Below are 17,823 nucleotides of genomic sequence, written 5' to 3' on the forward strand. Positions count from 1 at the left end.
AAAGAATGAATACACAACAATTGGCAAAACTGCGTTACATCGTGCCCGAAATGCGTCGCGTTCGGCACATTCACTTTGTCGGCATCGGTGGTGCCGGTATGGGCGGTATTGCCGAAGTTCTGGCCAATGAAGGGTATCAGATCAGTGGTTCAGATTTAGCGCCAAATCCGGTCACGCAGCAGTTAATGAATCTGGGGGCGACGATTTACTTCAACCATCGCCCGGAAAATGTGCGCGACGCCAGCGTGGTCGTTGTTTCCAGTGCAATTTCTGCCGATAACCCGGAAATTGTTGCTGCCCATGAAGCGCGTATTCCGGTGATCCGTCGCGCGGAAATGCTGGCTGAGTTAATGCGTTTTCGTCATGGCATCGCCATTGCCGGAACGCACGGCAAAACGACAACCACCGCGATGGTTTCCAGCATCTATGCGGAAGCGGGTCTCGATCCAACTTTCGTTAACGGTGGGCTGGTAAAAGCGGCTGGCGTTCATGCACGTTTGGGGCATGGCCGCTACCTGATTGCCGAAGCGGATGAGAGCGATGCATCGTTCCTGCATCTGCAACCCATGGTGGCGATTGTCACCAATATCGAAGCCGACCATATGGATACCTACCAGGGCGACTTTGAGAATTTAAAACAGACCTTTATTAATTTTCTGCACAACCTGCCGTTTTATGGGCGTGCGGTAATGTGTGTTGACGATCCGGTGATCCGCGAATTGTTACCGCGCGTGGGGCGTCAGACCACAACTTACGGCTTCAGTGAAGATGCCGACGTGCGTGTAGAAGATTATCAGCAGATTGGTCCGCAGGGACACTTTACGCTGCTACGCCAGGACAAAGAGCCAATGCGCGTAACCCTGAATGCGCCTGGTCGTCATAATGCGCTGAACGCGGCGGCTGCGGTTGCGGTTGCTACGGAAGAGGGGATTGACGACGACGCTATTCTGCGTGCGCTGGAGAGCTTCCAGGGAACCGGTCGTCGCTTCGATTTCCTCGGTGAATTCCCGCTGGAGCCGGTCAACGGTAAAAGTGGTACAGCAATGCTGGTCGATGACTACGGTCACCACCCGACCGAAGTGGACGCCACCATTAAGGCGGCGCGTGCAGGCTGGCCGGATAAAAACCTGGTAATGCTGTTTCAGCCGCACCGTTTTACCCGTACGCGCGACCTGTATGATGATTTCGCCAATGTGCTGACGCAGGTTGATACCCTGTTGATGCTGGAAGTGTATCCGGCTGGCGAAGCGCCAATTCCGGGAGCGGACAGCCGTTCGCTGTGTCGCACGATTCGTGGACGTGGGAAAATTGACCCCATTCTGGTGCCGGACCCGGCGCAGGTAGCCGAGATGCTAGCACCGGTATTAACCGGTAACGACCTGATTCTCGTTCAGGGGGCTGGTAATATCGGAAAAATTGCCCGTTCTTTAGCTGAAATCAAACTGAAGCCGCAAACTCCGGAGGAAGAACAACATGACTGATAAAATCGCGGTTCTGTTGGGCGGAACCTCCGCAGAACGGGAAGTTTCTTTGAACTCTGGTGCCGCAGTGTTAGCCGGGCTGCGCGAAGGCGGCGTCGACGCGCATCCTGTCGACCCGAAAGAAGTTGACGTGACGCAACTGAAATCGATGGGATTTCAGAAAGTATTTATCGCTCTGCACGGGCGCGGCGGTGAAGACGGCACATTGCAGGGGATGCTTGAGCTGATGGGACTGCCTTATACCGGCAGCGGAGTGATGGCATCTGCGCTTTCAATGGATAAACTACGCAGCAAACTGCTGTGGCAAGGTGCTGGTTTACCCGTAGCGCCGTGGGTAGCGTTAACCCGCGCAGAGTTTGAAAAAGGCATTAGCGATAAGCAGTTAGCCGAAATTTCTGCTCTGGGTTTACCATTAATCGTTAAGCCGAGCCGCGAAGGTTCCAGCGTGGGAATGTCAAAAGTAGTAGCAGAAAATGCTCTACAAGATGCATTAAGATTGGCATTTCAGCACGATGAAGAAGTATTGATTGAAAAATGGCTAAGTGGGCCGGAGTTCACTGTTGCGATACTCGGTGAAGAAATTTTACCGTCAATACGTATTCAACCCGCCGGAACCTTCTATGATTATGAGGCGAAGTATCTCTCTGATGAGACACAGTATTTCTGCCCCGCAGGTTTAGACGCGGCACAAGAGGCCAATTTGCAGGCATTAGTGCTGAAAGCATGGACGACGTTAGGTTGCAAAGGATGGGGGCGTATTGATGTCATGCTGGACAGCGATGGACAGTTTTATCTGCTGGAAGCCAATACCTCTCCGGGTATGACCAGCCACAGTCTGGTGCCGATGGCGGCACGTCAGGCAGGCTTAAGCTTCTCGCAGTTGGTAGTACGAATTCTGGAACTGGCGGACTAATATGTCGCAGGCTGCTCTGAACACGCGAAACAGTGAAGAAGAAATTTCTTCTCACCGCAATAATGGAACGCGTCTGGCGGGGATACTTTTCCTGCTGACGGTTTTAACGACTGTGTTGGTGAGCGGCTGGGTCGTGTTGGGCTGGATGGAAGATGCGCAACGCCTGCCGCTCTCAAAGCTGGTGTTGACCGGTGAACGCCATTACACGCGTAATGACGATATCCGGCAGTCGATCCTGGCATTGGGTGAGCCGGGTACTTTTATGACTCAGGATGTCAACATCATCCAGACGCAAATTGAACAACGCCTGCCGTGGATTAAGCAGGTGAGCGTCAGAAAGCAGTGGCCTGATGAATTGAAGATTCATCTGGTTGAATATGTGCCGATTGCGCGGTGGAATGATCAACACATGGTAGACGCGGAAGGAAACACCTTCAGCGTGCCGCCAGATCGCACCAGCAAGCAGGTGCTTCCAATGCTGTATGGCCCGGAAGGCAGCGCCAATGAAGTGTTGCAGGGCTATCGCGAAATGGGGCAGATGCTGGCAAAGGACAGATTTACTCTGAAGGAAGCGGCGATGACCGCGCGGCGTTCCTGGCAGTTGACGCTGAATAACGATATTAAGCTCAACCTTGGCCGGGGCGATACGATGAAACGTTTGGCTCGCTTTGTAGAACTTTATCCGGTTTTACAGCAGCAGGCGCAAACCGATGGCAAACGGATTAGCTACGTTGATTTGCGTTATGACTCTGGAGCGGCAGTAGGCTGGGCGCCCTTGCCGCCGGAGGAATCTACTCAGCAACAAAATCAGGCACAGGCAGAACAACAATGATCAAGGCGACGGACAGAAAACTGGTAGTAGGACTGGAGATCGGCACCGCGAAGGTTGCCGCTTTAGTAGGGGAAGTTCTGCCCGACGGTATGGTCAATATCATTGGTGTGGGCAGCTGCCCGTCACGTGGTATGGATAAAGGCGGGGTTAACGACCTCGAATCTGTGGTCAAATGCGTACAACGCGCCATTGACCAGGCAGAATTAATGGCAGATTGCCAGATCTCTTCGGTATATCTGGCGCTTTCTGGTAAGCACATCAGCTGCCAGAATGAAATTGGTATGGTGCCCATTTCTGAAGAAGAAGTGACGCAAGAAGATGTGGAAAACGTCGTCCATACCGCGAAATCGGTGCGTGTGCGCGATGAACATCGTGTGCTGCATGTGATCCCGCAAGAATATGCGATTGACTATCAGGAAGGGATCAAAAATCCGGTAGGACTTTCGGGCGTGCGAATGCAGGCAAAAGTGCACCTGATCACATGTCACAACGATATGGCGAAAAACATCGTCAAAGCGGTTGAACGTTGTGGGCTGAAAGTTGACCAACTGATATTTGCCGGACTGGCATCAAGTTATTCGGTATTGACGGAAGACGAACGTGAACTGGGAGTCTGCGTCGTCGATATCGGTGGTGGTACAATGGATATCGCCGTTTATACCGGTGGGGCATTGCGCCACACCAAGGTAATTCCTTATGCTGGCAATGTGGTGACCAGTGATATCGCCTATGCCTTTGGCACGCCGCCAAGCGACGCCGAAGCGATTAAAGTTCGCCATGGCTGCGCGTTGGGTTCCATCGTCGGTAAAGATGAGAGCGTGGAAGTGCCGAGCGTAGGTGGGCGACCACCGCGTAGTCTGCAACGTCAGACGCTGGCGGAGGTGATTGAGCCACGGTATACCGAGTTGCTCAACCTGGTCAACGAAGAGATATTGCAGCTGCAGGAAAAGCTTCGCCAACAAGGCGTGAAACATCACCTGGCGGCGGGCATTGTATTAACCGGTGGCGCGGCGCAGATCGAAGGACTTGCCGCCTGCGCTCAGCGCGTGTTTCATACGCAGGTGCGTATTGGCGCGCCGCTGAATATCACCGGTTTAACTGATTATGCTCAGGAGCCGTATTACTCGACGGCTGTGGGATTGCTTCACTACGGGAAAGAGTCACATCTTAACGGTGAAGCGGAAGTAGAAAAACGTGTTACAGCATCAGTTGGCTCGTGGATCAAGCGACTCAATAGTTGGCTGCGAAAAGAGTTTTAATTTTTATGAGGTCGACGGTGATTACGGCCTCAGGCGACAGGCACATATCGGAGAGAAACTATGTTTGAACCAATGGAACTTACCAACGACGCGGTGATTAAAGTCATCGGCGTCGGCGGCGGCGGCGGTAATGCTGTTGAGCACATGGTGCGTGAGCGCATTGAAGGTGTTGAATTTTTCGCGGTAAATACCGATGCACAGGCGCTGCGTAAAACGGCGGTTGGGCAGACGATTCAGATCGGTAGTGGTATCACCAAAGGACTGGGCGCTGGCGCTAATCCAGAAGTTGGCCGTAATGCGGCTGATGAGGATCGCGATGCACTACGTGCGGCGCTGGAAGGTGCAGACATGGTATTTATTGCAGCAGGTATGGGGGGTGGTACTGGTACAGGTGCTGCGCCGGTCGTTGCTGAAGTGGCAAAAGATTTGGGTATCCTGACCGTTGCTGTCGTGACTAAGCCTTTCAACTTTGAAGGCAAGAAGCGTATGGCCTTCGCGGAGCAGGGGATCACTGAATTGTCCAAGCATGTGGACTCATTGATCACCATCCCGAACGACAAACTGCTGAAAGTGCTGGGTCGCGGTATCTCCCTGCTTGATGCGTTTGGCGCCGCGAACGATGTGCTGAAAGGCGCAGTTCAGGGTATCGCCGAACTGATTACTCGTCCGGGTCTGATGAACGTGGACTTTGCAGACGTACGTACCGTGATGTCTGAAATGGGCTACGCAATGATGGGTTCTGGCGTGGCGAGCGGTGAAGATCGTGCGGAAGAAGCGGCTGAAATGGCTATCTCTTCTCCATTGCTGGAAGACATCGACCTGTCTGGTGCGCGCGGCGTGCTGGTTAACATCACGGCGGGCTTCGACTTGCGTCTGGATGAGTTCGAAACCGTAGGTAACACCATCCGTGCATTTGCTTCGGATAACGCGACTGTGGTTATCGGTACTTCTCTTGACCCGGATATGAACGACGAACTGCGTGTAACCGTGGTTGCAACAGGTATCGGCATGGACAAACGTCCTGAAATCACTCTGGTGACCAATAAACAAGTTCAGCAGCCGGTGATGGATCGTTACCAGCAGCACGGTATGGCACCGCTGACGCAAGAGCAGAAACCGGTAGCTAAAGTGGTGAACGACAATACGCCGCAAACTGCGAAAGAGCCGGATTATCTGGATATCCCTGCTTTCCTGCGTAAGCAAGCTGACTAAGATTAAGCTGGAATTTGGGTTACCAGGCTCTTTGTGCTAAACTGGCCTGCCGAATGTATAGTACACTTCGGTTGGATAGGTAATTTGGCGAGATAATACGATGATCAAACAAAGGACACTTAAACGTATCGTTCAGGCGACGGGTGTCGGTTTACATACCGGCAAGAAAGTCACTCTGACGTTACGCCCTGCGCCGGCCAACACCGGGGTCATCTATCGTCGCACCGACTTGAATCCACCGGTAGATTTTCCGGCCGATGCCAAATCTGTGCGTGATACCATGCTCTGTACGTGTCTGGTCAACGAGCATGATGTACGGATTTCAACCGTTGAGCACCTGAATGCTGCGCTCGCGGGCTTAGGCATCGATAACATTGTTATCGAAGTTAACGCACCGGAAATCCCGATCATGGACGGTAGTGCCGCTCCGTTTGTTTACCTGCTGCTTGATGCGGGTATCGACGAGCTGAACTGCGCCAAGAAATTTGTTCGCATCAAAGAGACTGTTCGTGTCGAAGATGGCGATAAGTGGGCTGAATTTAAGCCATACAATGGTTTTTCGCTGGATTTCACCATCGATTTCAACCATCCGGCTATCGATTCCAGCAATCAACGTTATGCGATGAACTTCTCTGCTGATGCGTTTATGCGCCAGATCAGCCGTGCGCGTACGTTCGGTTTCATGCGTGATATCGAATACCTGCAGTCCCGTGGTTTGTGCCTGGGCGGCAGTTTCGATTGTGCCATCGTTGTTGACGATTATCGCGTACTGAACGAAGACGGTCTGCGTTTTGAAGACGAATTTGTTCGTCACAAAATGCTCGACGCGATCGGTGACTTGTTCATGTGTGGTCACAACATTATTGGTGCATTCACCGCTTATAAATCCGGTCATGCACTGAATAATAAATTGTTGCAGGCTGTCCTGGCAAAACAGGAAGCCTGGGAATATGTGACCTTCCAGGACGACGCAGAACTGCCGTTGGCCTTCAAAGCGCCTTCAGCCGTACTGGCATAACGACATTTATACTGTCGTATAAAATTCGACTGGCAAATCTGGCACTCTCTCCGGCCAGGTGAACCAGTCGTTTTTTTTGAGCTTTTATCAGAGCCGTAAGAAACGGTGCGAACGCTGTTTTCTTAAGCACTTTTACGCACAACTTATCTTCATTCCTGCTGTGGACTTCAGGCTTTAATGGTAAGATTTGTGCGCTAAAAACGTTTGAATACGATCGGGATGGCAATAACGTGAGTGGAATACTGACGCGCTGGCGACAGTTTGGTAAACGCTACTTCTGGCCGCATCTCTTGTTAGGGATGGTCGCGGCGAGTTTAGGTCTGCCTGCGCTCAGCAACGCCGCCGAACCAAATGCGCCCGCAAAAGCGACAACCCGCAACCACGAGCCTTCCGCCAAAGTTAACTTTGGTCAGTTGGCCTTGCTGGAAGCGAACACGCGCCGCCCGAACTCAAACTATTCTGTTGATTACTGGCATCAGCACGCAATTCGCACGGTAATCCGTCATCTTTCCTTCGCAATGGCACCGCAAACGCTGCCCGTTGCCGAAGAATCTTTGCCTCTTCAGGCGCAACATCTTGCTTTACTGGATACGCTCAGCGCGCTGCTGACCCAGGAAGGCACGCCGTCTGAAAATGATTATCGCATTGATTATGCGCATTTTACCCCACAAGCAACATTCAGCACGCCCGTCTGGATAAGCCTGGCGCAAGGCATCCGTGCTGGCCCTCAACGCCTCAGCTAACAACAATAAACCTTTATTTCATTTTATTAACTCCGCAACGCGGGGCGTTTGAGATTTTATTATGCTAATCAAATTATTAACTAAAGTTTTCGGTAGTCGTAACGATCGTACCCTGCGCCGGATGCGCAAAGTGGTGAACATCATCAATGCCATGGAACCGGAGATGGAAAAACTCTCCGACGAAGAACTGAAAGGGAAAACCGCAGAGTTCCGCGCGCGCCTGGAAAAAGGCGAAGTGCTGGAAAATCTGATCCCGGAAGCCTTCGCCGTCGTGCGTGAAGCAAGTAAGCGCGTCTTTGGTATGCGTCACTTCGATGTACAGTTGCTCGGCGGTATGGTTCTTAATGAACGTTGCATCGCGGAAATGCGTACTGGTGAAGGTAAAACTCTGACCGCAACGCTGCCTGCTTACCTGAACGCATTAACCGGTAAAGGTGTGCACGTTGTTACCGTCAACGACTACCTGGCGCAACGTGACGCCGAAAACAACCGTCCGCTGTTTGAATTTCTCGGCCTGACCGTCGGCGTCAACCTGCCGGGAATGCCTGCGCCGGCAAAGCGTGAGGCTTACGCGGCTGACATCACTTACGGTACGAACAATGAATACGGCTTTGACTACCTGCGCGACAACATGGCGTTCAGCCCTGAAGAACGTGTACAGCGTAAACTGCACTATGCGCTGGTGGACGAAGTGGACTCCATCCTGATCGATGAAGCGCGTACACCGCTAATTATTTCCGGCCCGGCTGAAGACAGCTCGGAAATGTATAAACGTGTGAATAAAATCATTCCGCACCTGATCCGTCAGGAAAAAGAAGACTCCGAAACCTTCCAGGGTGAAGGCCACTTCTCGGTTGATGAAAAATCTCGCCAGGTGAACCTGACCGAACGTGGTCTGGTGCTGATTGAAGAACTGCTGGTGAAAGAAGGCATCATGGATGAAGGGGAGTCGCTGTACTCTCCGGCCAACATCATGCTGATGCATCACGTAACGGCGGCGCTGCGCGCTCATGCGCTGTTTACTCGCGACGTCGATTACATCGTTAAAGATGGCGAAGTTATCATCGTTGACGAACACACCGGTCGTACCATGCAGGGGCGTCGCTGGTCCGATGGTCTGCACCAGGCTGTTGAAGCTAAAGAAGGTGTGCAGATCCAGAACGAAAACCAGACGCTGGCTTCTATCACCTTCCAGAACTACTTCCGTTTGTATGAAAAACTGGCGGGGATGACCGGTACTGCTGATACCGAAGCATTCGAATTCAGCTCAATTTACAAGCTGGATACCGTCGTCGTTCCGACCAACCGTCCGATGATTCGTAAAGATTTGCCAGACCTGGTCTACATGACCGAAGCAGAAAAAATTCAGGCGATCATTGAAGATATCAAAGAACGTACTGCGAAAGGTCAGCCGGTGCTGGTGGGTACTATCTCCATCGAAAAATCGGAGCTGGTGTCAAATGAGCTGACCAAAGCCGGTATCAAACACAACGTCCTCAACGCCAAATTCCACGCCAACGAAGCGGCGATTGTTGCTCAGGCAGGTTATCCGGCAGCGGTGACCATCGCGACCAACATGGCGGGTCGTGGTACTGACATTGTGCTTGGTGGTAGCTGGCAGGCAGAAGTTGCCGCGCTGGAAAATCCGACCGCAGAGCAAATTGAAAAAATTAAAGCCGACTGGCAGGTACGTCACGATGCGGTACTGGCAGCAGGTGGCCTGCATATCATCGGCACCGAACGTCACGAATCTCGTCGTATCGATAATCAGTTGCGCGGTCGTTCTGGTCGTCAGGGGGATGCTGGTTCTTCCCGTTTCTACCTGTCGATGGAAGATGCGCTGATGCGTATTTTTGCTTCCGACCGAGTATCCGGCATGATGCGTAAACTGGGTATGAAACCAGGCGAAGCCATTGAGCACCCGTGGGTGACCAAAGCGATTGCCAACGCCCAGCGTAAAGTTGAAAGCCGTAACTTCGATATTCGTAAGCAACTGCTGGAATATGATGACGTGGCTAACGACCAGCGTCGCGCCATTTACTCCCAGCGTAACGAACTGCTGGATGTTAGCGATGTGAGCGAAACCATCAACAGCATTCGTGAAGATGTGTTCAAAGCGACCATCGATGCCTACATTCCGCCACAGTCACTGGAAGAAATGTGGGATATTCCGGGTCTGCAGGAACGTCTGAAAAACGATTTCGACCTCGATTTGCCGATTGCCGAGTGGCTGGACAAAGAGCCTGAACTGCATGAAGAGACGCTGCGTGAGCGTATTCTGGCGCAGTCCATCGAAGTGTATCAGCGTAAAGAAGAAGTGGTTGGTGCTGAGATGATGCGTCACTTCGAGAAAGGCGTCATGCTGCAAACGCTTGACTCCCTGTGGAAAGAGCACCTGGCAGCGATGGACTATCTGCGTCAGGGTATCCACCTGCGTGGCTATGCACAGAAAGATCCGAAGCAGGAATACAAACGTGAATCGTTCTCCATGTTTGCAGCGATGCTGGAGTCGTTGAAATATGAAGTTATCAGCACGCTGAGCAAAGTCCAGGTACGTATGCCTGAAGAGGTTGAGGAGCTGGAACAACAGCGTCGTATGGAAGCCGAGCGTTTAGCGCAAATGCAGCAGCTTAGCCATCAGGATGACGACTCTGCAGCCGCAGCGGCACTGGCGGCGCAAACCGGTGAGCGCAAAGTAGGACGTAACGATCCTTGCCCGTGCGGTTCTGGTAAAAAATACAAGCAGTGCCATGGTCGCCTGCAATAAAAGCTAACTGTTGAAATAAAAGGCGCAGGATTCTGCGCCTTTTTTATAGGTTTAAGACAATGAAAAAACTGCAAATTGCGGTGGGTATTATTCGCAACGAGAACAATGAAATTTTTATTACTCGTCGTGCCGCAGATGCGCACATGGCGAATAAACTGGAGTTTCCAGGCGGTAAAATTGAAATGGGCGAAACACCGGAACGAGCGGTGGTGCGTGAACTTCAGGAAGAAGTCGGGATTACCCCGCAACATTTTTATCTATTTGAAAAGCTGGAATATGAATTCCCGGACAGGCATATAACTCTGTGGTTCTGGCTGGTCGAAAGCTGGGAAGGGGAGCCGTGGGGTAAAGAAGGGCAACCCGGTAAGTGGATGTCGCTGGTCGGTCTGAATGCCGATGATTTTCCGCCAGCCAATGAACCGGTAATTGCGAAGCTTAAGCGTCTGTAGGTCGGACAAGGCGTTTACGCCGCATCCGACATTTGCGCAAGATGCCTGATGCGACGCTGACCGCGTCTAATCAGGCCTACGTGCGGCATCAGACAAAATGTCACTGCTTTGGCTCTTCGCTCCAGTCATCACTCTCAGAAAGATCACCGCTGCTGGGGATTCGTTTTTCTTCAGCAGCCCATTCTCCGAGGTCGATCAGTTGACAACGTTTGCAACAAAATGGCCGAAACGGGCTGACTTCACCCCAAACCACCGTTTTCCCGCAGGTAGGGCAATTCACCGTAATAGTTTCTGACATTTTTACTCCTTAGCAACAGGCCAGTTCGAAATCCAGACGTTCCGGTACTTGTCCATTTTCACTGTCCAGCGGCATAAAACGAATCGCAAAACGGCTTTTATGACCGGAAATTTGCGGATAAAGCTGTGAATCGAGCGCCAGATTCAGGCGCAGCAAATCGGCATCGTCACCATTATCCTGATAAAAACCATTCAGGCTGGTTTGTTTGCGGAAGGGGGCAGACTGGCGAATTAAATCAAGCACCATGGTAAGTGCCTGGGTGAGCGGGTTCAGGCTGGCAATCCAGGTTTCTACCTGGCTGTCGCGTTGTGACTGGGGTAAATGCAGCCAGATATGCAAAGTGGGCAAATCAAAGCTACAACAGCCGCCAGGGATGCTCAGACGCTGACGCACTAAGGCAATCAGCCTGTCTTCACGTAGAAATTGCCCGATACGCGGCGCGGAAATCAACACGCTACCCGCTGTTTTTAACTGCTGAATTAATGCTTCAATACGGCTCTGATCAACGCCTGGCACGCCAATCCAGGTCTGGAGTTTACGTTGCTGGCGGTCAAGCTCTTTCAACAGCTCAGTGCGCACTTCTCCGCGCTCGAAAACATCCAGCAATTCGCTGACATTACGGAAGAAATGCAGGGCGCCAGCGTAGTCAACGATGGGTAAATTTACGGTGAGTTGTTGAATTAAAAACTCAATGCGCAGCCATGTACGCATTTTTTCATTTAGTGGATGTTCAAAAAGGACCTGGGTCTGCATTACGGTTTTTCCTGTGAGACAAACTGCGACGCAAGCTGCAAATAGTGTGCGTGCAGGCGGGCAACATCCGATGCAATAGCATCCGGTGCGCCGTTATTATCAATGACGTCATCTGCCACGGCAAGACGGGCTTCGCGCGTTGCCTGGGCAGCAAGAATTTGTTCGACATGCTCGCGAGTAACATCATCGCGCTGCATGGTGCGCTTAAGTTGCGTTTCTGGGCTGACATCCACCACCAGCACACGATTCGCTTTTTTATACAGTGAGTTTTCTACCAGCAATGGCACAACCCACAGTATATAGGGAGAAGTTGCCTGCTGGATCTGACGTTGCGTCTCCTGCTGAATCAGCGGATGCAGCAGGGCGTTAAGCCAGTTTTTCTCTTCCGGGTTAGCGAAGATCCGCTCGCGCAAGACCCTGCGCTGCAATGACCCATCAGCAGCAATCATGTCAGCGCCAAAGTGTTCAGCAATGGCACGTAGCGCAGGTGCACCTGGTTCAACCACCTGACGCGCAATAATATCGGCATCAATGACGTTAATTCCGAGGTCTGCAAACGCATTTGCAACGGTACTCTTGCCACTGCCAATGCCTCCCGTTAAGGCAACTATATACCTCATAATTTATATTCCCGGGAATTCATCATGATTATCAAAATGTTAAAAATGAGCGTACAAAAGCGAAATTGATGGAACATTCGCTCATTATTTACCAGGTAAATTTATGGGATTGTAGCGTAAAAAAAGACAATTTCGCAGTCTTGCGCCACATCGATTAGTGCGTATGATAGCGTCACTGGAGTTGCGCTCTTATCCTTATAGCCATTAACCCCAGGAATCCGCACATGCGTATTGAAGAAGATCTGAAGTTAGGTTTTAAAGACGTCCTCATCCGTCCTAAACGTTCTACTCTTAAAAGTCGTTCCGATGTTGAACTGGAACGTCAATTCACCTTCAAACATTCAGGTCAGAGCTGGTCCGGCGTGCCGATTATCGCCGCGAATATGGACACCGTAGGCACTTTTTCCATGGCCTCTGCGCTGGCTTCTTTTGATATTCTGACTGCTGTGCATAAACACTATTCTGTCGAAGAGTGGCAAGCGTTTATCAACAATTCTTCCGCTGATGTGCTGAAACATGTGATGGTTTCTACCGGCACGTCTGATGCGGATTTCGAAAAAACCAAACAAATTCTCGACCTGAACCCGGCATTAAACTTCGTTTGTATTGATGTGGCAAATGGTTATTCCGAACACTTCGTGCAGTTCGTTGCGAAAGCGCGTGAAGCGTGGCCGACCAAAACCATTTGTGCTGGCAACGTAGTGACTGGTGAAATGTGTGAGGAGCTTATCCTCTCCGGTGCTGATATCGTTAAAGTTGGTATTGGCCCAGGTTCTGTCTGTACAACTCGCGTCAAAACAGGCGTCGGTTATCCGCAACTTTCTGCGGTAATCGAATGTGCCGATGCCGCGCACGGTCTGGGCGGGATGATCGTCAGCGATGGTGGCTGCACCACACCGGGCGATGTCGCGAAAGCCTTTGGCGGCGGTGCTGATTTCGTGATGCTCGGTGGTATGCTGGCAGGCCACGAAGAGAGCGGTGGTCGCATTGTTGAAGAGAACGGCGAGAAATTTATGCTGTTCTACGGCATGAGCTCCGAGTCTGCGATGAAACGCCACGTTGGCGGCGTTGCGGAATATCGCGCTGCAGAAGGTAAAACCGTTAAGCTGCCGCTGCGTGGCCCGGTTGAAAATACCGCGCGTGATATTTTAGGCGGTCTGCGTTCAGCTTGTACATACGTTGGGGCTTCACGCCTGAAAGAGCTGACCAAGCGCACCACGTTTATCCGTGTGCAGGAACAAGAAAACCGCATCTTCAATAACCTGTAATCTCCCAATGCTGGCGTGGATCACCACGCCAGCGTTATCCCATCCCACTCATCGCATCGCCTAAATGGAAAATTGGCAGATACATTGCCACCACCAGTGTACCGATAATTCCTCCTGAAATAACCAGCAACGCCGGTTCCAGTAAGGCTGCAAGATTATCTGCCAGCGCCAGCGTGTTATCCCGATGATGGTGAGCGAGGTTATCTAACATGAGATCCAGCGAGCCGGATGCCTCTCCTGTTCTCACTAATTGCAAACAGAGTGGGCTAAACTCACCGGCATTTTTTAGCGCCAGCCAGATAGGCTGACCGTTACTGATATCGTGCTGGATTTGTGTCAGAAGTTGCGCCCAGTACGGACAGCGCATTGTTTCTCTGACGCTCTCAATCCCTTGTAAAAAAGTAATCCCTGCACTTTGTGTCAGCGCCAGAATCGTAAAAATCTGCGTGAGTTTTTGTCCCCGCATCAGGGAACCCATAATTGGGATGCGTAACAGCAATTTCTGTCGCACGATAAGCCAGGTCGGGCGGCGTATCAGCAACTTATTAGCTATTGCCAGCAGAAAGCCGAACAACACCAGCAGCCAGCCCCATTCACCACTAAAATCTGCCAGCGTCATGATCCCCTGCGTTAGCGCCGGTAACGGGGTGTTAAAGGTCCTATAGATAGCGGCAAACTCCGGCAGAACAAAATGCAGCATTGCCACAACCACCATGATTGCCATCGCTAAGATGATGATGGGATAACGCAATGCTGATTTCACTTTGTCGGCCAGCTGACGCTGGGCTTTTTGCTGACGAGCCAGTTCAAAACAGCATTCATCCAGCTTACCGGTCAGTTCACCCGTGCGGATCATCGCCTGGTAGAGTGGTGGAAATACCTCTGACCAGGGTAATAAAGCATTGGAAAAGGTAACGCCCTGCTCGAGATCGTGCGCCAGTGATTGCAGCAACACTTGCCATTGCTTACTGGGATGCTGTTCCGCCAACAGTGCCAGCCCTTCAGAAAGCGTCAACCCGGCTTTGAGTAGCGTCGCCAGTTGATGAATGACTTCCGCGCTTTTATCTCCTCGCCACTGCGCAGAATTGATGGCGATTCGCTTCAGGCTTAGTGGAGTAACCATCTGTTGCTGTAGTGCCATAAGCAGCAAAGCACGGCTCTCTGCCCATAGCATCCCATCTTGCGTATTGCCGTCGCCGGTTATGCCATGCCAGCGCCAGAGTTGCTTACTCGCCATGCGGCATCCCCAATACGCGGATTAACTCTTCAAAGGTGGTTAAGCCTTGCTCCACGGCCAGGCAGCCGTTTTCAAAAAGCGTGCGCATTCCCGCCTGTCGGGCGTGCGTTTCCAGCGATTCAACGTCGGTATTAGCGGCAATAAGCTGACGTATAATCGGTGTTATGGGCAAAACTTCAAACAAGGCCGTGCGACCATAAAAACCGAGGTAGCAATGTTCACAACCGGGTGCTTGCCAGCGGGGCAGCGGCGATAGCCATACATTGTCGGGAATATGGATAGGCTCCCCTTGCTGCCGGCGACAATGTGGGCAAAGTTTGCGTACCAGACGCTGGGCTATTACCAGCGTGAGCGCCGACGAGAGCATCCAGCGGGCGACCCCCATTTGCTGTAAACGCACCAGCGTTTCGCAGGTGGAATTAGTGTGTAGCGTGGACAATACCAGATGACCCGTTTGCGCGGCTTTAATAGCGATTTCTGCCGTTTCGCCATCGCGGATCTCTCCGATCATGATGACGTCAGGATCCTGGCGCAATAACGCACGCAAAACGCCCTGAAAGGTGAGCCCGGCACGCGGATGTATTTGCGTCTGGTTTAGCCCGGCGATGGGGATCTCAACCGGATCTTCGACGCTACAAATATTAATGTCAGCGGTATTCAGCGTTTGCAGGGCACTATAAAGCGTGACCGTTTTGCCGCTTCCGGTAGGGCCAGTTACCAGCACCAGTCCCTGTGGTTGCTGTAGGGCATGAGCAAAGTCCGCCAGTTGTAACGGCTGCATTCCCAGCGTGTTGACATCCAGCGCCTGGTTCACCTGCTGTAACAACCGTAATACCACCTTTTCACCGCCCCGACATGGCAAGGTCGCAATACGAAATGAGACGGTGTTCCCTGCCAGTTCGACAGTGAATTGCCCGTCCTGCGGCAGGCGATGTTCCGCAATATCCAGGCTTCCCAGCACTTTTAATCTGGCGGTTAATGCCACTCCGATATCCAGCGGAATGTCCGGCAAAGGATGCAGTACACCGTCGATACGCAGGCGGATACGGTATCCATTGTCTGCTGGTTCGATATGAATATCAGACGCGCGTTGTTCCAGCGCAGATTGTAACGTTTGGGCCAGCAACTCTGCTCTGGGCTGATGCTTCTCCTGAACGGCTAAGGGCAACGTTTGTTGTACGCGACTGGCGTGACCTTCCATCTGCTGGCGCGTCCAGCAGGTGATCTCAATGCGTTTAGTGGTGGCAAAATGTAAGGCGTCGAGGAATTCATGCGAAGGCGCATCGACCACCGCCACATGAACCACCTCTTCGCTGGCATCCAGCAAGACTCCCTGATAACGCAGACACAGGGCGGTGAGCTGTGAAATATTCATGGCCGCTCCTTAGTTAGCGTCATCAAAGCGGAAGACATCTTCGCAGGCTTGCTGCAACGCGCTGTCACTTTGAATATTGCAGTTGCGCGTCCAGCCGGTGACGCCGTTTGCGTTATTCCAACCCGGTGTCATGACGACGCTTAGCCCATTGAGACTTTCTTGCCCGGTCAGCGACACCACGCCCTTTGCCACACTCATGGCTGAAACATAGCGAGTGGTGGTGGGCGAGGGGATGCCATTGCTACCGCCGTCACAGGTATCTAATCCACCATGTTCCAGCGCGCACAACTCTACGGCAGTACGGTAAGGCACAAAGGTTTGTAGCATGTCGGTGAGTGCGGCTTTGCGCAGGTAGTTCTGATAAGCGGGAATGCCGATGGCGCTTAAAATGGCAATGATGCCAATAACCACCATCAGTTCGATAAGTGTAAAACCGCGTTGCTTGTCCATCTGTTTTGCTCCTTGATTTCGTTGGCGCTACTTTGGCAAACGCCATCGGCACAGGCGAGGGGCAAAAAACAAAACGGGAAAGCAGCTTCCGGGGTTTTTTATTACGTTGCAGTGAAAGACAAGAAATTTGCGAGGCGTTACGAAGAAAGATGGGGGAAGGGAAGATTATCCGCCCGCTACGGAGCGGATAAATCTGTCAGCAATTAGCGAAAACGCATTGAAAGGTCGAGTGCCTGTACGTGTTTAGTTAGCGCACCGACGGAGATAAAGTCCACGCCCGTTTCGGCAAATTCGCGCAGAGTTTTGTCGGTGACGTTGCCAGACACTTCCAGTAGCGCCTTGCCGTTGGTGCGATTGACGGCTTCGCGCATCTGTTCTGTTTCGAAGTTATCCAGCATGATGATATCGGCACCTGCTTTCAGGGCTTCATCAAGTTCTTCCAGATTTTCTACTTCGACTTCTACTGGCGCATCCGGGTGCAACCAGGACGCTTTTTCGACCGCCTGACGCACTGAGCCGGAGGCAATAATATGGTTTTCTTTGATAAGGAAGGCATCAGAAAGCCCCAGACGGTGATTCGCTCCGCCGCCGCAAAGTACCGCGTATTTCAGAGCTGAACGCAGGCCGGGTAAGGTTTTGCGCGTATCCAACAACTGCGTGTTGGTGCCTTCCAGTAATTCGACATAGTGGCGTACCTTACTGGCAACCCCTGAAAGAGTTTGCACAAAATTGAGCGCAGTGCGTTCGCCCGTTAACAGCACGCGGGATGGGCCTTCAAGTTCGAACAAGGGTTGATTGGCGTTGATGACATCGCCGTCATCGACATGCCAGATGATGGTGACATCGTCGCCTGCCAGCTGAATAAACACCTCTTCAACCCAGCGTTTGCCGCAAAATACGCCATTCTCGCGGGTGATCACCGTGGCATGAGAGCGAGAATTTTCCGGTAAAAGTTTTGCCGTAATGTCATTGTTGGCATCGACTGTTCCGCCTAAATCTTCCCGCAGCGCCTGAGCCACCGCGCCGGGGATATCGAGATTAATGCGTTCCAGCAGCTCGTCACGTCGGGTGTCAGGGTTATAGCGGCGAGGCGGCATGTTAAAACTCCAGATAGCTAACGAATCATAAGGTAGAAACATGCTACTCTG

Annotated in this window: 17 protein-coding genes; 10 read left to right on the forward strand and 7 right to left on the reverse strand. The window is 52.0% G+C overall.

The window, feature by feature from the left end; all coding sequences use genetic code 11:
- Window positions 1–5: 5 nt before the first annotated feature.
- The 9 genes from murC to mutT all read left to right on the forward strand — a co-directional run bounded on the left by murC (window position 6) and on the right by mutT (window position 10,674).
- Window positions 6–1,481, forward strand: coding sequence for a UDP-N-acetylmuramate--L-alanine ligase (gene murC / locus RGV86_RS16455; protein WP_001096083.1), 1,476 nt, complete (start codon window positions 6–8; stop codon window positions 1,479–1,481).
- Window positions 1,474–2,394: a D-alanine--D-alanine ligase gene (ddlB, locus tag RGV86_RS16460; protein ID WP_032224424.1), complete on the forward strand. Its 921-nt coding sequence runs from the start codon at window positions 1,474–1,476 to the stop codon at window positions 2,392–2,394. Before murC ends, ddlB begins: the two co-directional genes overlap by 8 nt.
- Before the next feature lies 1 nt (window position 2,395).
- Complete coding sequence (gene ftsQ, locus RGV86_RS16465; RefSeq protein ID WP_000075731.1) at window positions 2,396–3,226, forward strand: cell division protein FtsQ; 831 nt, start codon at window positions 2,396–2,398, stop codon at window positions 3,224–3,226.
- On the forward strand, window positions 3,223–4,485 hold the full coding sequence (gene ftsA / locus RGV86_RS16470) for a cell division protein FtsA (protein ID WP_000588474.1): 1,263 nt from the start codon (window positions 3,223–3,225) through the stop codon (window positions 4,483–4,485). The genes ftsQ and ftsA overlap by 4 nt, the downstream gene beginning before the upstream one ends.
- 60 nt (window positions 4,486–4,545) lie before the next feature.
- On the forward strand, window positions 4,546–5,697 hold the full coding sequence (gene ftsZ, locus RGV86_RS16475; protein ID WP_000462777.1) for a cell division protein FtsZ: 1,152 nt from the start codon (window positions 4,546–4,548) through the stop codon (window positions 5,695–5,697).
- A 100-nt stretch (window positions 5,698–5,797) separates the two neighbouring features.
- On the forward strand, window positions 5,798–6,715 hold the full coding sequence (gene lpxC / locus RGV86_RS16480) for a UDP-3-O-acyl-N-acetylglucosamine deacetylase (RefSeq protein WP_000595482.1): 918 nt from the start codon (window positions 5,798–5,800) through the stop codon (window positions 6,713–6,715).
- Between the two features lie 230 nt (window positions 6,716–6,945).
- The gene (gene secM / locus RGV86_RS16485; RefSeq protein ID WP_000014323.1) at window positions 6,946–7,458 is read left to right on the forward strand and encodes a secA translation cis-regulator SecM; all 513 of its coding nucleotides are present in this window, start codon (window positions 6,946–6,948) and stop codon (window positions 7,456–7,458) included.
- Window positions 7,459–7,519: 61 nt separating this feature from the next.
- Window positions 7,520–10,225: a preprotein translocase subunit SecA gene (secA, locus tag RGV86_RS16490; RefSeq protein WP_000905801.1), complete on the forward strand. Its 2,706-nt coding sequence runs from the start codon at window positions 7,520–7,522 to the stop codon at window positions 10,223–10,225.
- Window positions 10,226–10,284: 59 nt separating this feature from the next.
- Window positions 10,285–10,674, forward strand: a complete 390-nt coding sequence (gene mutT / locus RGV86_RS16495) for an 8-oxo-dGTP diphosphatase MutT (RefSeq protein WP_000736036.1) — start codon at window positions 10,285–10,287, stop codon at window positions 10,672–10,674.
- 100 nt (window positions 10,675–10,774) lie between these two features.
- On the opposite strand, the gene yacG is transcribed toward mutT, so the two are convergent.
- The 3 genes from yacG to coaE are packed head-to-tail and all read right to left on the reverse strand — an operon-like array spanning window position 10,775 to window position 12,345.
- Window positions 10,775–10,972, reverse strand: coding sequence for a DNA gyrase inhibitor YacG (gene yacG, locus RGV86_RS16500; protein ID WP_000005045.1), 198 nt, complete (start codon window positions 10,970–10,972; stop codon window positions 10,775–10,777).
- A 9-nt stretch (window positions 10,973–10,981) separates the two neighbouring features.
- On the reverse strand, window positions 10,982–11,725 hold the full coding sequence (zapD, locus tag RGV86_RS16505) for a cell division protein ZapD (protein WP_001194742.1): 744 nt from the start codon (window positions 11,723–11,725) through the stop codon (window positions 10,982–10,984).
- Window positions 11,725–12,345: a dephospho-CoA kinase gene (coaE, locus tag RGV86_RS16510; RefSeq protein ID WP_001269534.1), complete on the reverse strand. Its 621-nt coding sequence runs from the start codon at window positions 12,343–12,345 to the stop codon at window positions 11,725–11,727. The genes zapD and coaE overlap by 1 nt, the downstream gene beginning before the upstream one ends.
- Before the next feature lie 224 nt (window positions 12,346–12,569).
- Here coaE and guaC point away from each other — a divergent pair, with 224 nt between their 5' ends.
- The gene (gene guaC / locus RGV86_RS16515) at window positions 12,570–13,613 is read left to right on the forward strand and encodes a GMP reductase (protein WP_001217338.1); all 1,044 of its coding nucleotides are present in this window, start codon (window positions 12,570–12,572) and stop codon (window positions 13,611–13,613) included.
- 34 nt (window positions 13,614–13,647) lie between these two features.
- Here the strand turns inward: guaC and hofC are convergent, their stop codons facing one another.
- The 4 genes from hofC to nadC form a co-directional block, all read right to left on the reverse strand.
- Window positions 13,648–14,850, reverse strand: a complete 1,203-nt coding sequence (gene hofC, locus RGV86_RS16520; protein WP_309508476.1) for a protein transport protein HofC — start codon at window positions 14,848–14,850, stop codon at window positions 13,648–13,650.
- Window positions 14,840–16,225 carry a type II secretion system protein GspE gene (gene gspE / locus RGV86_RS16525; RefSeq protein ID WP_085460324.1) on the reverse strand — a complete coding sequence of 462 codons (1,386 nt, stop codon included), beginning with the start codon at window positions 16,223–16,225 and terminating at the stop codon, window positions 14,840–14,842. Before gspE ends, hofC begins: the two co-directional genes overlap by 11 nt.
- Before the next feature lie 9 nt (window positions 16,226–16,234).
- A complete protein-coding gene (gene ppdD, locus RGV86_RS16530) occupies window positions 16,235–16,675 on the reverse strand; it encodes a prepilin peptidase-dependent pilin (protein ID WP_085460325.1) in 441 nt (146 codons plus the stop codon).
- A 203-nt stretch (window positions 16,676–16,878) separates the two neighbouring features.
- Window positions 16,879–17,772, reverse strand: coding sequence for a carboxylating nicotinate-nucleotide diphosphorylase (gene nadC / locus RGV86_RS16535; protein ID WP_001135170.1), 894 nt, complete (start codon window positions 17,770–17,772; stop codon window positions 16,879–16,881).
- Window positions 17,773–17,823: the final 51 nt, after the last annotated feature.

Origin of the sequence: Escherichia ruysiae (assembly GCF_031323975.1) — a bacterium.
Classification (GTDB): Bacteria; Pseudomonadota; Gammaproteobacteria; order Enterobacterales; family Enterobacteriaceae; genus Escherichia; species Escherichia ruysiae.

Coding starts and splice junctions, on each gene's coding strand:
- murC (WP_001096083.1), top strand. CDS start 6: ATGAATACACAACAATTGGCAAAACTGCGTTACATCGTGCCCGAAATG.
- ddlB (WP_032224424.1), top strand. CDS start 1,474: ATGACTGATAAAATCGCGGTTCTGTTGGGCGGAACCTCCGCAGAACGG.
- ftsQ (WP_000075731.1), top strand. CDS start 2,396: ATGTCGCAGGCTGCTCTGAACACGCGAAACAGTGAAGAAGAAATTTCT.
- ftsA (WP_000588474.1), top strand. CDS start 3,223: ATGATCAAGGCGACGGACAGAAAACTGGTAGTAGGACTGGAGATCGGC.
- ftsZ (WP_000462777.1), top strand. CDS start 4,546: ATGTTTGAACCAATGGAACTTACCAACGACGCGGTGATTAAAGTCATC.
- lpxC (WP_000595482.1), top strand. CDS start 5,798: ATGATCAAACAAAGGACACTTAAACGTATCGTTCAGGCGACGGGTGTC.
- secA (WP_000905801.1), top strand. CDS start 7,520: ATGCTAATCAAATTATTAACTAAAGTTTTCGGTAGTCGTAACGATCGT.
- mutT (WP_000736036.1), top strand. CDS start 10,285: ATGAAAAAACTGCAAATTGCGGTGGGTATTATTCGCAACGAGAACAAT.
- yacG (WP_000005045.1), bottom strand. CDS start 10,972: ATGTCAGAAACTATTACGGTGAATTGCCCTACCTGCGGGAAAACGGTG.
- zapD (WP_001194742.1), bottom strand. CDS start 11,725: ATGCAGACCCAGGTCCTTTTTGAACATCCACTAAATGAAAAAATGCGT.
- coaE (WP_001269534.1), bottom strand. CDS start 12,345: ATGAGGTATATAGTTGCCTTAACGGGAGGCATTGGCAGTGGCAAGAGT.
- guaC (WP_001217338.1), top strand. CDS start 12,570: ATGCGTATTGAAGAAGATCTGAAGTTAGGTTTTAAAGACGTCCTCATC.
- hofC (WP_309508476.1), bottom strand. CDS start 14,850: ATGGCGAGTAAGCAACTCTGGCGCTGGCATGGCATAACCGGCGACGGC.
- gspE (WP_085460324.1), bottom strand. CDS start 16,225: ATGAATATTTCACAGCTCACCGCCCTGTGTCTGCGTTATCAGGGAGTC.
- ppdD (WP_085460325.1), bottom strand. CDS start 16,675: ATGGACAAGCAACGCGGTTTTACACTTATCGAACTGATGGTGGTTATT.
- nadC (WP_001135170.1), bottom strand. CDS start 17,772: ATGCCGCCTCGCCGCTATAACCCTGACACCCGACGTGACGAGCTGCTG.